The organism is Vibrio sp. MED222, from assembly GCF_000153005.1.
Lineage (GTDB): Bacteria > Pseudomonadota > Gammaproteobacteria > Enterobacterales > Vibrionaceae > Vibrio > Vibrio tasmaniensis_A.
In genome coordinates this window covers 250,592-265,630 of record NZ_CH902610.1, presented here as the reverse complement: position 1 = coordinate 265,630, position 15,039 = coordinate 250,592, and the positions used below count along the sequence as shown (strand labels likewise).

The following is a 15,039-nucleotide window of genomic DNA, read 5'->3' as shown; positions in this document are numbered from 1 at the left end:
CCTTAGACACGACATTACAGTGTCCGGTTTTGGTAAATTAGAGATACCAAAATCGCAACATTACATTAATAAACTCATCACAAAGATTATGTGAGATTTATCAGGTGCCGTATTCTAGCATTTTTTGACAACTTGATGCCATGACCAATAACTTGAATACGGCCTTAATTTGGTGAGATTTGAAGCATATGGACTCTCAAATATGTATAAATTTGACGAGCCGCACAGATAAAATGGCTTTTGAATCGTGTTTTAAACAAGAGATTAATACTCTGTCACAAACTAATATTTTACGAGTTATGTTGAAACACTGTTAATAAAAACATTACTCATTGTGGGTATTTAAAGACGCCTAATTTGACATCAATTTGAGTGATATAAACCCTAAAAACACATCAGCCTGGCGATAAAAAAGGCAGCATCGCCACCTCTTCTATCAGTTAGTTTTATTACTTACCACCGCCCATACACATAGGGCTGTCTGGCACGTTATCGAGTTGCTTCATCCATTCATCTTTTGTATAAGTGTGAATAGATAGTGCGTGAATATTATTCGCTAGCTCTTCTGAAAGTGCTTTATTTACCGCTCGATGACGACCAATAAGGCGCAAGCCTTCAAACGCATCGCTGACAACAATCACTTTAAAATGACTCTCAGAACCAGCCGGAACATTGTGCATGTAGCTCTCATTGACCACGTTTAAATGACTTGGTGAAAACTCATTGTGCAATTTTGTTTCGATAACTTCTTGGATCATTATGATTCCTTAATAACGTATTGGCATTATCTGTGGGGGAAGTATAAACCCTAACTGGTCGACTGTCTGAGTATTTCATAACGAACGACTTAGGTTTGGTTGAGTTTTTTCTATCTTGTTCAGGCTGCATTTGAGACAATATCTTTGTTATTTCTTACATAAGTATCTCAAGCTATGAAAACCGAACTTACTCTTCTCGATAGAACTTTGACCTTACATCGTTTCCCCAACCGTTCAAATGAAACCCTTCAAGCTTGGGATGCGGGCGACGAATACATTATTAGTCACGTTGAAGAGATGAATCTTGAACCTGGCAAACACATCCTGATCATGAACGATAGCTTTGGTGCCCTGTCGGCATGGTTCTCTAAAGATCATGATGTCACCATGATGAGCGACTCGTTTATCTCTCATCGCGGTGCGCTAAAAAACTTGCAGCGCAATCAAAGTAACCGTGTGAACTTCCTGAATACGATGGATGATATCCCACACGGTATCGACCTTGTGATCATGCAACTACCGAAAACAAACCGTCATCTAGTATGGCAATTGAGCCAACTACGCCAAGCGTTGCCAGAAGGCTGCCAAGTCATCAGTGTAAACAAAGTAAAAGACATCCACACATCTACACTTAATATTTTCGAAAAATACCTAGGTGAAACCAAAACTTCTCTAGCGAAGAAGAAACATCGCTTGGTTTTCTCTTCACCAAATTGTCAGCCGCTTCAAACGGTCGAACCTTTTGTTGAATGGGATGTCGACGGTGAAGATATTCGCCTGAAAAATTTACCGAACGTTTACTCAGGCGAGGCACTCGATCAAGGCGCTCGCTATATGCTAGAGCACATCCCTCAAGATCCTGAACTGCGTCATATCATCGACCTAGGTTGTGGCAACGGTGTATTGAGTGTAAAAGCTGGGCAATTAAACCCACAAGCACGTATCACCTGTGTTGATGAAAGCTTTATGGCAGTGGAATCAGCGCGCCAAAATATTAAGGATAACCTTGGCGAAGAAGGTAATTTCCAGTTCATCGCCAATAACTGTTTAGATGGTTTTAAGAAAAACAGCACTTACTTAGTTATGTGTAACCCTCCGTTCCACCAACAACAAGCGATTACAGATCACATTGCATGGCAAATGTTCTGTGATGCAAAGCATGTTCTTAGCAACGGAGGCAAATTAATTGTTATTGGTAACCGACACCTCGGATACGATGTCAAACTAGCAAGACTATTTGGTGAAGCAAACGTTGAAACGCTTGAACTGAACCAGAAATTTGAGATATTACAAGCAACAAGAGAACCTGCGAATTTTAATAAATAAGCAGAAATGACGTCACAAGAATTTAAGATACCGAGCTCCTGGTGTGAATTTAGAAAGGATAAAGGAATGAAAAAACTGATTTTGGCTGCTTCTATTTTGGCTTTGACAGCATGTTCAGCCCCTCAGCAAGAACAGATCAACGTAATGCCAGAAGCTTCACTAAGCTCAAGCAACCTTGTACAAGGCAAAACATACACACTAACCAGTAAAGATGTTCGTGCCGCTCAATATGTTGCATTGGTTGATAGTGGCCGTTCAAACATTCAGCCAATTCACGCTAAGCAAAACATGCGTATTTCTCTAGAAAACGCTATTGCTCAACAATTGGAGTCTCAAGGTTTTCGTGCAAGCGTAAACAGTGAAAACTCAATTGTTTTAGAGATTCAAGAAGCGCTTGTTACCGTCAAGCACACCATCATGGAAAACCAAATGGATGGTAAAGTAACACTTGAAGTAACCGCTGAAACGCCTGAAGGCAAGCTAGTTAAGACATTCAATGGTACAGCAACTCGCACAGGTGCATTAAGTGCATCAAATGACGATATCGCAATGGTACTAAACGATGTTATCGACTTAGTTCTTAAAGAGATTGCCAATGACCAAGAGCTGCAAACTTACATGAAGGAACGTTTCTAATGGGGCGCATTCTATCTTCTATCGCATTGATGCTGGTGAGCGTGAGCGTTTGGGCTGGTCCTAAAGTGAACGTAGAAACAACATTAGGCGGCTTCACTATCGAGCTAAACCAAGAGCAAGCACCGGTTAGTGTTGATAACTTTCTGAAATATGTTGCTGACGGTAGCTACGAAGGCACTCAGTTTCACCGTGTGATCCCGGGCTTTATGGCTCAGGGTGGTGGCTTCGATCAAGATATGAAGCAATTAGCAACTTATGCGCCTATCAAAAATGAAGGCAGTAATGGCCTGAAGAATGATACTGCAACGATCGCAATGGCTCGCACCAATGCACCAGATTCTGCAACTCGCCAGTTCTTCATTAACTTTGCAGACAACGATTTCTTAAACGCGAAAGGCGGTAATCCTGGTTACGCTGTGTTTGGTAAAGTAACCGATGGTTTTGACGTTGTTCAGAAGATGGCAACAATTCCAACCAAGCGAATGGGCCGCATGTCAGACATTCCTGTCGACCCAATCGTCATCACTAAAGTGACCCTTCTTAAGTAATCCAATGTAACGCCCTTATTCTTAAGGGCGTTTTCTATACAAGGACGCCCCATGTCATCAGGCACCCCCTCTCTTTCTTGGATGCAAACTTTCCGCAGCTACTTAGACAAACGTCTACTTTGGGTGTTTATGCTCGGTTGTTCGAGTGGCTTCCCATGGGTTCTGATTGGATCCAACATGTCTGGTTGGCTAAAAGATGCCGGTTTAACTCGTGCTGCGATCGGTTATTTCGGCAGTGTGTTTGCTGTCTATGCTATTAACTTTTTATGGGCACCGTTGGTAGACCGAGTCAAACTGCCAGTTTTACACGCGATATTAGGCCAACGACGCAGTTGGATATTCTTGTGCCAAAGCTTGGTATTGATCTGTACCCTGTTCATTGCTGGAGTAAACCCAGCCAATGACTTGATGTTCACCTCTATGCTTGCTCTCGGAATAGCTATCGCCTCAGCAACTCAAGATGTCGCAATAGATGCCTTCCGTATTGATTCATTTCCAAAATCGGAAGCATCAAAGTTGCCACAAGCATCCGCAATGGCCGTGATGGGATGGTGGACTGGCTATTCTCTTCCAGGTTATCTTGCTTTTATCAATGCTGACTCAATCGGTTGGAATGGTGTGTATTACGGTATGGCTGGTGTGGTTGTCGTGTTAATGCTGTTTACTCTTTTTGTCGGAGAACCCAATACACAACGTGAAGCATTGCAAGAGCAAGCACAACAACGTCACAACAGAGTTGTCGGTTCAAAAGTCGTCGCTTGGTTCAGCGTTACAGTGCTAGAACCGTTTTATGATTTCTTCAAACGAAACGGAGTTCAAGTTGCCATCACCCTTCTACTGTTTGTGTTCCTATTTAAGATAGGTGAAGCCTTCTTGGGTAGAATGTCTATCACCTTCTATAAAGAGATAGGCTTTAGCAATGAACAGATTGGCCACTACTCTAAGTTAATCGGTTGGGGCGCGACGATATTCTTCACCTTGCTAGGCAGTATCTTCAATGTGAAATTCGGTATTGTACGCGGGCTAATGATTGGTGGCATCGCAATGGCAGCCAGCAACCTAATGTTTGCGTGGATCGCTCAGGCAGGCCCTAGTGAAACTCTGTTCTTGGCAACTATCATTGTCGACAACTTCACAACCGCCTTTTCGACGGTAGCATTTGTCTCTTTCTTAACCTTACTGACTGGTCAAGCTTTCTCAGCAACGCAATATGCCTTATTAGCATCCTTAGGCAATTTCGGTAGAACAACACTGGCTTCATTCAGTGGCGAGCTCGTCGATTACCTCAATGATTGGTCAACCTTCTTTATACTGACGTCATTAATGGTGATTCCGAGTTTGATCATGCTCTATTCGCTACGCCACTTTTTCACTAATTTATTAGAAAAAGCGAAAAACAACCACGAATAAAAGAAAAAGAAAGCAAAAGAGAAGAGGGGAGCATTGAGCTACCCTCTTCTCTTTTCTATTTTCTATTTTCTATTTGCAGACGCTTAACGGATTAATCTGTAGTTTCACTTACTATTAAGTTAAATCCCGTTCCCATCGAATCATCAATCGCCACTACTTGATACACAACACCGTTAACTAAGGTCGCAGGCGCGGAGTCAATAGCAACAGTAGATGGATCGCCAGCCACCGTAATCGTCACATAGTAAGTTCCCGCAGCTACATAAATACCATTCGCGAAATCTTTGAATTTCACATTACTCAACGCAGGCGTACTTCCAGAAATTCCCACGTTCTCGGTTAAATAAATATCAACCGAAGCTGCAATTGGATTAGCTGCAGCATGAGTAATGTTCAATACTGCACTGGTTGCAACAGAGCGTCGATTTTCTGGAACAACTAGCGCTTCCAAATTGAGAGGACTTACCGTCCCCACGGCATAGATGCTGTAATCCATTCCGGCAAACACCGCTAAACCGTCAACATCAATGAATGTTGGAGAGGTGGTTGCTGTTTCATAAATATCGATATCGTAACTGCCTGCTGCCAAATCTAAGAAGCCACGAACTTCTTTAAACATTAGAGCATCAAGAGGAGCAAACTTAGCCGAGTTTACAAACACATCCACAGAGGGTGCACCATCAACTAAATGCCCTACTCTCACTTCTGCAGATTCTGCCATGTCGTAAATTATAGATGAACTTTTGCCATCCATTACCATCAGCTTCACCGGAGACGTACTGGTTGAATCCGCTCTTGGAACTGCCGCAATAGTTAACTCGCTACCGCCAGACAGAGTGATTTCTCCAGAGTCAAAAGCAATAGCACTTCCACTCACGGTTTCTAATCTCACACGATATTGACCAGCAGGAATATTGAGCACATCGGTAAATCCTTTGTATCCCAAAGTTCCAATCGGTGCGCCTAGAGGATCATTCGGTGCTGTAACGTATAGATTCACATCACCAACTCCAGTTGCCGCGTGAACAACTTGCACATCCAAACTCGAACTCGTCGCCGTGCCTGCTGCAGGTCGTGTCACAACGAGAGCCTCAACTGGGTTGTTGGAACCGTCAGCATCACCGACCACCATCACCGTGTAATCTAAATCACCGCTTAAATCGAACTGGCTTGGCGGAATCACTGTCGCCACACCATCTCCAGGGAGTTGAACATCGACCTGTAGAGTTGTCTGGCCTTGATTGACCGAGGTATATCCAGATGCCTGAGCATAATCAACCCCAGTCCAACGAGCCTGACTATTAATTAGCACATTAGCTAGTGGAGCATCTGGCGATGCGTGAACAGCTTGCAGCTGGGTTGTTGGTTGATCGTCATCATTACACCCTACAATGAATAGGGCTGACAACGCTACAGCGAGTATAGGTGAATATTTCATTGGTCTTCTCTCCAAAAAGTTCGACCAGTTCGTCACACAGAAGATAAGCTCACGAGCAGATCTTTAAATGTTGCCTCAAAATTGGTGCAATAAACGGTCTCAATATTGTCAGCGATGAAAAAACAACCAGAGTTAAAAGTCAGGTTAATCATCACATGAATTGTTCATCAATTGATTCAAACTTCAGTACGGAGTTGCTTGGAAATGGATCAAAGGCAGGATCGAAACGTTCGCTGAGTGAGGTGTTTTTTACGAGAAAACGCTTAGAAAGAAATACTGTTGATTTTGATATGCATGTCACACTTTTTGGTATAATCGTTTGCTTAGAGCGGTATTTCACCAATTTATACACAAAATAATCGAATTTCACAAAATCAATAGAAGTGGGGATTCATCAAGATGCATAGCAACATTAAAGTTCCATCATTTAGATCGTTAGTGTGATCACGCTCACCATAATAATCATAGTTTTCACTCTGTCTCACTTTTATTTGAGAACAAAATCGCTATTATGCTCGGCATTCGGACATATAAACACGCACGGATTAGCGGGTTACTTATTTCAAACATAGAGAGTTCCATTATGCGTAAATCACTTTTAACTCTTGGCCTACTTGCAGCAGCTTCTGCTCCAGTAATGGCGGCTGATTATTCTGACGGCGATACTCACAAGAATGATTACAACTGGATGCAGTTTAATATCATGCACACTATCGATGAGAAGCCTCAGGACAAAGATCATACTTATCTTGAAATGGAGTTTGGTGGACGCTCTGGTATCTTCGATCTTTACGGTTACATTGATGTATTCAACCTAACTAACGATAGCGGCAGCGATAAAGCAAAAGACGATCAACTGTTTGTTAAATTTGCGCCTCGTATGTCTATCGATGGCCTAACTGGTAAAGACCTTTCTTTTGGTCCAGTACAAGAACTATACGTTGCAAACTACACAACTATCGATGGCAAAGCTGACGGTGGTTACGCAACTAAAACAGGTATCGGTTCAGACGTAATGGTACCTTGGTTTGGTAAAATGCAATTCAATCTTTACGCTACGTACGATCTAAATACGAAAGATTGGAACGGTTACCAATTTTCTACAAACTGGTTTAAGCCATTCGTAAACTTCGATAACGGTTCATTCATTGCTTACCAAGGTTACATCGATTACGAGTTTGGTCGTGATAGTTCATACAACCAGTCGAGCAACGGCGGAGCTATGTTCAATGGTATTTACTGGCACAATGACCAATTTGCTGTAGGTTACGGTCTTAAATTATACCAAGATGTATACGGTCTAAGAGATGGTGCTCAAATTGATAGTGCTAACCCACAATACGGCCAGTTCTCTACTTCAGGCGTAGGTCACTACTTCGCAGTAACTTACAAGTTCTAATCGAACTTCTAAGAAAGTTTCCAAAATGGCACCCTCGGGTGCCATTTTTTATTGCTTTCATTTAATGCCTCGCTATCCTTGCAGCACCACTTTCTTATCTCGGTATTGCTGTGAACATCACTATTGTTGGGCCTGGGGCTATCGGCTCTTTGTGGGCGATAAAACTACTTCAAGCGGGTCATAATGTGGCTTTGTGGAGTCGTTCCGCAGATAACTCAATTGACTTATCGCTTGATGAACAAACTTCACTTTCCTTCAGTAACAACAATATTGAGAAGCTACCAGAAAGTGATCTAGTGATCTTCACGGTCAAAGCTTGGCAAGTAGAAGAAGCAACCACCCCACTGCTTCAATATCTCGACCCTGACACTATTCTCATGTTCATGCACAACGGTATGGGAGCGGTCGATAACATTGCTAATCAAATTGACGCTCACCCAGTAGTATTGGCGACCACGACTCAAGCAGCATTCAAACCCAATAGCAACAATGTATCCCACACCGGAATCGGCCAAACTCAATTGGGTGCTTTTAACCTCAAGGGGCAACAGTGCACTTTTTTAGTTGATGTGTTGGAACATGCCTTCCCTGCCGTGAGTTGGAATCCAGAAATAACAACGGCGCTGTGGGCTAAACTCGCCATAAATTGTGCAATCAACCCACTGACTGGGCTGGAACAAATCAAAAATGGAGAGCTTGCTGACCAAAGGTTTAACGATATTTTGAGTTCTATAGTTAAAGAACTCACGCAAGTGATGCTGGCGGAAGGCATTACTTGTTCATTCGACGAATTAGAAACAAGCGTCAACAAGGTTATTCAAGCGACAGCAAAGAACAATTCATCAATGAAGCAAGATATGTTTTACCAACGAAAGACAGAGATCGACTTCATTACCGGACACTTGATAAAAACAGCACTTAAGCATCAGATAGAGGTTCCTGTTAACCAAAAGCTGTTTACGCAGGTTAAAGAACGAGAAAATCGCTGGAATCATCAAGATTAGTCAGCAACGATTAACAAGTCGCGATAAAATAACGATACCGCTCAGCATAACGCTAGCAACAATTTCCAAGATTTTAGGTAAGAATAGATGCTTGATATCAATCACATCCGAGAGCAGTTTCCTGCGCTATCACAAACCATCAATCAACAACCGTTGATTTATTTAGACAGCGCAGCAACGACACAAAAACCTCAGGTGGTTATTGATGCCATTAGCCAATACTACTCCAAACAAAATGCCAATGTTCACCGTGGCAGTCACAGCTTAACCGCGAACGCGACCAGTCAATTTGAAGCCGCAAGAGATAAGGTCGCTCAGTTTATTGGCGCGGCTTCTTCAAAAGAGATCATTTGGACTCGCGGTGCAACCGAAGCACTCAACCTGATAGCTCAAACGCACGCAAGAAGTACGCTTCAAGCTGGTGATGAGATTTTGGTTAGCGAAATGGAGCATCACGCCAACATCGTACCTTGGCAAATTGTGGCAGAACAAACCGGAGCGAAAGTCGTAAAAGTACCGATGACGTCAGATTGTGAATTTGATCTTGCTGCCTTTGACGCTCTATTAAATGATCGAACCAAGATTGTTGCTCTGGCTCAGATAACTAATGTGACTGGTTCTCGTCAGCCCATCGAAGAAGTGATCGAGAAAGCACACAAGATGAATGCGATTGTTGTGGTCGATGGAGCGCAAGGTATTGTTCATGAGCCCGTTGATGTTGCTGCTTTAGGGGCTGATTTCTACGTGTTCTCTGGGCATAAGCTCTATGCTCCAGCTGGTATTGGGGTGCTTTATGGCAAGCTTGAATTGCTCGAAGCGATGCCACCTTGGCATGGTGGTGGCAAGATGGTTGAGCGCGTGTCTTTCTCTGGCACTACATTTTCTGAACTGCCGGGGAAGTTTGAAGCGGGCACGCCAAATGTAGCAGGAGCGATAGCATTAAGTACCGCAATAGAATGGTTAAGTGATTTTGCTCAACGAGATGTCGAAAATCATATCCACCAGCTGCAGCACGAGACTTATCTTGCACTCAGTAAACTGGATGATATTCAGGTATTGGGTTATCAACCCAACGCAAGTGTGATTACTTTTGTGATGGATGGCGTTCACCACCAAGATATTGCAACCCTGTTGGATCAACAAGGTATCGCAGTACGTGCTGGACATCATTGTGCTCACCCATTAATGGATGCACTTAATGTGAAAGGAACGGTTCGTATTTCATTTGGTATTTATAACAATCTAGATGATGTTGAAAAGCTCGTAGCGGCGATAGAAAAAGCCGTTGATATGCTGTAGCGAGTAGCGAGTAGCGAGTAGCGAGTAGCGAGTAGCGAGTAGCGAGTAGCGAGTAGCGAGTAGCGAAATTATGTAGGGTTGGCGTTTAGCGTCAACCCTTTTTGTTTCTGTGTATCTAAGAAATGTTAAGCACTTAGCTCTTGGATTTGAGCAACAATCGCTTTTAATCCATTGCCGCGAGATGGGCTTAGATGGGTAATTAAACCGATTTGTTCAAAGTATCCATCGATATCGAACGCTTGAATCTGCTCTGATGTTTTTCCATCATACGCAGCCATCACTAATGCAATCAGACCGCGAACGATACGCGCATCAGAATCAGCACAAAAGCGCCAAACACCGTCGATATTTTGAGAAACCAACCACACTTGGCTTTCACAACCAGATACGACAACCTGTTCACTTTTCAGTTCATCAGGCATGCTAGGCAGTTTCTTACCCCACTGAATCACCTGGCGATAACGATCTTCCCAGCCGCTGAAAGTCTGCATTTTTGCGACAATATCATCACTGGTAATTTCTTTGCCGAATGGAAAGCTTGGGAATGTGGTCATTTTAATATCCAGTCGATTGTTAATTGAGAAGAAGACGTTACTTAGCGTGCTTTTGAACGATCTTTTCTACGATACGTGAAACCGCCACAAAACCAAAGGTAGCCGTGACAACCGTTGCTGCACCAAAACCCGTCGCACAATCCATGCGTTTTGGACCTTCTGCGGTTGCTTTCGCAGCACATACACTGCCGTCGGCTTGAGGGTATTTAAGTTGCTCAGTCGAGAACACACAATCGATACCAAACTTACGCGCTGGATTCTTAGGGAAATTATGATGACGACGCAATGTGTCTTTCAATTTCTTCGCTAACGGATCTTGAATCGTTTTAGTCAGATCAGCCACTTTGATTTGAGTCGGATCGATTTGTCCACCCGCGCCACCGGTGGTGATCACTTTAATTTTGTTGCTACGGCAATACGCCAACAGCGAAGCCTTAGCTTTCATGCTATCAATCGCATCGAGCACAAAGTCGAACTCTTTCGATAGGTATTCAGCCTGATTATCTGGCCCGATAAAGTCATCAATCAGGTTCACTTTACACTCAGGGTTAATCAGCTTAACGCGCTCTGCCATCACTTCGATTTTGCTCTTGCCAACCGTACCCGACATAGCGTGGATCTGACGGTTGATGTTCGTCACGCACACATCATCCATATCGATCAATGTCAGCTCACCTAAACCAGTACGAGCAAGCGCTTCAACCGCCCATGAACCGACACCGCCAATACCGATCACACACACGTGTGCTGCTCTAAGTATGTCGACTTCACTATTGCCATACAGGCGACGAGTGCCACCAAATCGTTGGTCATAGTTTTCTGAAGCTGGAGTGGTCAATTCACGCATTGTTGCCGCCAATTTATTTCTGAGAAAAAGAAAAGAGTGCGTTTTATACGCACTCTTGAATTAAAAGTCTAGGGGATTAGCGATTCGCTTTCAATGCCCCATTTTATTGTTGTTTACTCGACCTTTTCAGGAGGCAAAGCCCAAGGCGCTTCGGTTGCGCTGCCATCTAGACCTAGCTTCCACACCCGACCAAAATGCTTGTAATGACCCGCTTCAGTTCCTGCTCGTGGGCCCATACCATGGTAGAGGTCCAAATGGTTTTGCTTAACCGCACCACCGGTATCTAAAACCAATAGTAGTCTTAGTTGGTGCGCGCCGCTCCAAGTACCATCAGCATTCAGTAACGGAACCTCAGCCAGGATAGGTGTTCCCATTGGTAAGATAGAGCGATCGCCCGCTACCGCCGCCATCGGTAATAAAGGAATGCCAGCACTTCCCATTACGGATAGATCATCTCTCGCGCTAAAGAAGACGAAAGATGGGTTTTGCTCAAGCAGTTCTTTTACCACTTCAGGATCGTTTGCCAAGACCCACTCTTTGATAGCTTTCAATGACATTTTTTCGCGTGGCACTAAACCTCTTTCGATCAAAACACGGCCAATACTCACGTAAGCTTTATTGTTCTTACCCGCGTATGCAAAATACTGCAGCGTGTCATCATCTCCGAAATGCACAAAGCCGCTGCCCTGTACTTCCATCATAAATGGGTCGATACGGTTTGCTGAATAACCTAACTCAAGACCTTGGCCTTCTAATGCACCGTTGTAGATCTCTTCGCGTGTTGGACACTCTTTATCACACTCTGGAAGCCCATAAACAGGGAATCGGTATTCTTCGTTTGCTTCATGTCGCAGTTCCATTACAGGAGAAAAGTAACCCGTGAATAAAACATTACCTTGTTTATCACCACCACCTAATTGAGCAGTTTGAACACCAAAATTCGCTAGCTCGCTCGGCTCTCCACTCAGCACCGCCCATTCATTGAGTTGCTGATAAAGCGGCTCATAGATTTTAGCCATCGAAGGGGATTTAGAAACCACCATCTCAGCTTGCTCTGCAAATGCGGTGAAGTCTCTTGGTTTATTAGATTCAACCAAATCGACCTTATTTAAGGTTCGGGGAAATTCACCATCAAGGTGTTGTTGGGCAAGATCAGTGGGTTGAGCACAGCCAAATAAGAAAGAGGCAGCAACAAGGGGAAGCCATTTTTTAATCACAAGAGTCATCCTAAATATTCTATGCATCGAGGATGACAAAAACGATCAGATAACACAATCTTAGATTGTAAATGTTTACAGTAAGATAACCTATCGAACTGAGTTATCGATATAACCTTTGAGGCGAAAGACTGGATTATAGTGATTATCCGATACAAGCATCATTTCTGTTTTATCAGAATTCGTTAGGCGAAAGTGATACGTTTTATTACCTGCCTTATATTCGAAGTACTTGCCATCAAAATCAAAATGAGTCGACACAACAGAGCCTCGCACTGACACACCATTTTCACTCAGCACAAACTCGTCCGCAGCATAACGAGCGACATCTTGCTCGACCCAAGTTCCATATATTTGACTATTAGGTGTTATCGCATCTTGCACTCTATAAAACACATCGGCGAACAAGGAAGCGACGGCAAACGAACCCACCAAAGCTAAAACCATTAAACTGCGTTCAATGAGCTTACGTCTCAATTTAGGTTTGTTGCGCTGCTCTGCTCCACTGTAGAGACCTTTTGCGATCTCATCAATCTTACTCTTTCTTACTGGATTTTTTTGCATTCGTTTACGACTCATAAGGATGCTGTACGCATTGTACACTGAGACAGTTTATAAAACGAAGCCTAGATGAGAATAGTTTGCGCTTCATTCCAAAAAGTTGTTGTTCAGGTTTGAATTTAAATGCTAAATTATCGAATAAATAAACAAGGAAGACTTATTCTGTGAAATTAAGAAGTACGGCGCTAGTCAAAGGCTTTAGGCAATCGACCCCTTATGTAAATGCTCACCGTGGTAAAACCATGGTGATTATGTTGGGAGGTGAAGCCGTTGCCGATAGAAACTTTGGCAACATTATTAGTGATATAGCCCTGCTTCATAGCCTTGGGGTTAAGATTGTTCTCGTTCATGGGGCAAGACCACAGATCAACCAACTGTTAGAGAAGCAAGACTGCCATACGCCTTACCATAAAAATATTAGAGTCACAGATGAATATTCTTTAGGTGTTGCAATGCAGGCGGCTGGACAACTGCAACTTGCGATCACCGCTCGCCTTTCAATGAGTTTGAACAACACCCCAATGGCAGGAACTCAACTGAATGTTATGAGTGGTAACTTTATTACCGCTCAACCCTTAGGCGTCGATGATGGTACAGATTACTGCCACAGCGGACGCATTCGTCGAATAGACATCGAAGGGATCAATCGCACCCTTGACCAAGGTTCCATCGTCCTTCTTGGGCCTATTGCCAGTTCAGTCACTGGCGAAAGCTTTAACCTGCTTTCGGAAGAGGTCGCAACTCAAGTGGCCATTCGTTTGAAAGCCGACAAACTGATTGGCTTTTGTTCTGAGCAAGGGGTGACTGACGAAAGCGGTAATGTACTCGCCGAACTCTTCCCTAAAGATGCCAAGCAAATTCTTGAACGCTTAACGGAATCCCAGAACCCCGCCGAAGACATGAGCACCGGAACACTGCGCTTCTTGAAAGGAGCGATCTCCGCTTGCCGAGCAGGCGTGCCTCGTTGTCACTTGATCAGCTACAAAGCCGATGGCGCATTGATCCAAGAGCTATTCTCTTTTGATGGTATTGGAACCCAAGTGGTCATGGCGAGTGCCGAACAAGTCAGACAAGCTCAGATTGATGACATCGGTGGTATCTTTGACCTCATTCGCCCTCTTGAAGAACAAGGCATTCTTGTTCGTCGCTCAAGAGAGCAGTTAGAACAAGAAGTCCATCGTTTTACTATCATCGAAAAAGACGGTCTGATCATTGGTTGCGCTGCGCTGTACGCTTATCCAGAAGATCACATGGCAGAGATGGCCTGCGTGGCAATTCACCCTGACTACCGAGATGGAAACCGTGGGCAGTTACTGCTTGATTACATGCGTCATCAGTCCAAATCTCGTGATATCGACCAAATCTTTGTTCTTACCACACACAGCCTTCATTGGTTCCGTGAACAGGGTTTTTATGAGATTACTGTTGATGAATTACCAATGGAAAAGCAAGGTCTGTACAACTATCAAAGGAATTCCAAGATCTTAGCGTTAAATGTGTAAATTAAATTTGGAGTAAAATCTCACTTTTATGAGGAATTCATTGCAAATGTAATCGTTTCTCATGTGATATTTATTAAATATGCACTTTCATTCACAGCTATAATTGTATAGAATTTGCACGCTTTATGAATATCGACAAGCGTTTTTATTGGAATGCCGCCGAATGTTTAACCTATGACATTTAGGTGGTCACTGCACGGATTGCTATACCCGTTAACGATCAGCATGCTAGTAGTCAGTCTGCTCGTTAATATAAACAGCAAAAGAGCAACATTGATATGAGAACCATTGTTTGTAACTCGCTGCAAAGTTTTTGGGATATGGCTGATAACCAATTCTTAGAAGGGTTAGACGTACACTGCGTGTTCCCTGTGAGCGAAAATCTAAAAGAGTTTATTTTGAATTGCCAACCAAAATACAAGATAAACCATATATCGTTTACTCGAGCGTTTTTGGGTACTGATTCCTGATAGCGTTCAGAGCAACCACGGATGGTTGCTTTGTGTATACGATTTACCCTGCTATTTCGTAGTTTTACTT

At 43.3% G+C, this 15,039-nt stretch carries 15 protein-coding genes; 9 read left to right on the top strand and 6 right to left on the bottom strand.

The window, feature by feature from the left end; translation table 11 throughout:
- Positions 1 to 449: 449 nt before the first annotated feature.
- Positions 450 to 758, bottom strand: coding sequence for a transcriptional regulator BolA (bolA, locus tag MED222_RS03375; RefSeq protein WP_009848370.1), 309 nt, complete (start codon positions 756 to 758; stop codon positions 450 to 452).
- Between the two features lie 174 nt (positions 759 to 932).
- Here bolA and MED222_RS03380 point away from each other — a divergent pair, with 174 nt between their 5' ends.
- The 4 genes from MED222_RS03380 (at position 933) to MED222_RS03395 (ending at position 4,678) form a co-directional block, all read left to right on the top strand.
- Positions 933 to 2,084 carry a methyltransferase gene (locus MED222_RS03380; RefSeq protein ID WP_009848369.1) on the top strand — a complete coding sequence of 384 codons (1,152 nt, stop codon included), beginning with the start codon at positions 933 to 935 and terminating at the stop codon, positions 2,082 to 2,084.
- Between the two features lie 66 nt (positions 2,085 to 2,150).
- On the top strand, positions 2,151 to 2,720 hold the full coding sequence (locus tag MED222_RS03385; protein WP_009848368.1) for a YajG family lipoprotein: 570 nt from the start codon (positions 2,151 to 2,153) through the stop codon (positions 2,718 to 2,720).
- Positions 2,720 to 3,268 (top strand): peptidylprolyl isomerase, encoded by a 549-nt coding sequence (locus MED222_RS03390; protein WP_009848367.1) that lies wholly within the window; start codon positions 2,720 to 2,722, stop codon positions 3,266 to 3,268. The genes MED222_RS03385 and MED222_RS03390 overlap by 1 nt, the downstream gene beginning before the upstream one ends.
- Before the next feature lie 51 nt (positions 3,269 to 3,319).
- Positions 3,320 to 4,678, top strand: coding sequence for an AmpG family muropeptide MFS transporter (locus MED222_RS03395; RefSeq protein ID WP_009848366.1), 1,359 nt, complete (start codon positions 3,320 to 3,322; stop codon positions 4,676 to 4,678).
- Positions 4,679 to 4,769: 91 nt separating this feature from the next.
- On the opposite strand, the gene MED222_RS03400 is transcribed toward MED222_RS03395, so the two are convergent.
- The gene (locus tag MED222_RS03400; RefSeq protein WP_009848365.1) at positions 4,770 to 6,116 is read right to left on the bottom strand and encodes a DUF4397 domain-containing protein; all 1,347 of its coding nucleotides are present in this window, start codon (positions 6,114 to 6,116) and stop codon (positions 4,770 to 4,772) included.
- A gap of 511 nt (positions 6,117 to 6,627) precedes the next feature.
- On the opposite strand from MED222_RS03400, the gene MED222_RS03405 reads away from it, so the two are divergent.
- From MED222_RS03405 to csdA, 3 genes are all read left to right on the top strand, one after another.
- On the top strand, positions 6,628 to 7,515 hold the full coding sequence (locus tag MED222_RS03405) for a nucleoside-specific channel-forming Tsx family protein (protein WP_012603361.1): 888 nt from the start codon (positions 6,628 to 6,630) through the stop codon (positions 7,513 to 7,515).
- A 110-nt stretch (positions 7,516 to 7,625) separates the two neighbouring features.
- Positions 7,626 to 8,519: a 2-dehydropantoate 2-reductase gene (panE, locus tag MED222_RS03410; protein ID WP_009848363.1), complete on the top strand. Its 894-nt coding sequence runs from the start codon at positions 7,626 to 7,628 to the stop codon at positions 8,517 to 8,519.
- Between the two features lie 87 nt (positions 8,520 to 8,606).
- Positions 8,607 to 9,818 (top strand): cysteine desulfurase CsdA, encoded by a 1,212-nt coding sequence (gene csdA, locus MED222_RS03415; RefSeq protein WP_009848362.1) that lies wholly within the window; start codon positions 8,607 to 8,609, stop codon positions 9,816 to 9,818.
- A gap of 125 nt (positions 9,819 to 9,943) precedes the next feature.
- On the opposite strand, the gene csdE is transcribed toward csdA, so the two are convergent.
- From csdE to MED222_RS03435, 4 genes are all read right to left on the bottom strand, one after another.
- Positions 9,944 to 10,372: a cysteine desulfurase sulfur acceptor subunit CsdE gene (gene csdE, locus MED222_RS03420; protein WP_009848361.1), complete on the bottom strand. Its 429-nt coding sequence runs from the start codon at positions 10,370 to 10,372 to the stop codon at positions 9,944 to 9,946.
- A gap of 37 nt (positions 10,373 to 10,409) precedes the next feature.
- Complete coding sequence (tcdA, locus tag MED222_RS03425; RefSeq protein WP_009848360.1) at positions 10,410 to 11,219, bottom strand: tRNA cyclic N6-threonylcarbamoyladenosine(37) synthase TcdA; 810 nt, start codon at positions 11,217 to 11,219, stop codon at positions 10,410 to 10,412.
- A gap of 113 nt (positions 11,220 to 11,332) precedes the next feature.
- Positions 11,333 to 12,445: a murein transglycosylase A gene (gene mltA / locus MED222_RS03430; protein ID WP_009848359.1), complete on the bottom strand. Its 1,113-nt coding sequence runs from the start codon at positions 12,443 to 12,445 to the stop codon at positions 11,333 to 11,335.
- Between the two features lie 81 nt (positions 12,446 to 12,526).
- Positions 12,527 to 13,000, bottom strand: coding sequence for a DUF2850 domain-containing protein (locus MED222_RS03435; protein WP_009848358.1), 474 nt, complete (start codon positions 12,998 to 13,000; stop codon positions 12,527 to 12,529).
- A 161-nt stretch (positions 13,001 to 13,161) separates the two neighbouring features.
- Between MED222_RS03435 and argA the strand changes: the two genes are divergently transcribed.
- Positions 13,162 to 14,499: an amino-acid N-acetyltransferase gene (gene argA, locus MED222_RS03440; protein WP_009848357.1), complete on the top strand. Its 1,338-nt coding sequence runs from the start codon at positions 13,162 to 13,164 to the stop codon at positions 14,497 to 14,499.
- A 278-nt stretch (positions 14,500 to 14,777) separates the two neighbouring features.
- Complete coding sequence (locus MED222_RS22125; RefSeq protein WP_009848356.1) at positions 14,778 to 14,969, top strand: hypothetical protein; 192 nt, start codon at positions 14,778 to 14,780, stop codon at positions 14,967 to 14,969.
- The last annotated feature ends 70 nt before the right edge of the window (positions 14,970 to 15,039 follow it).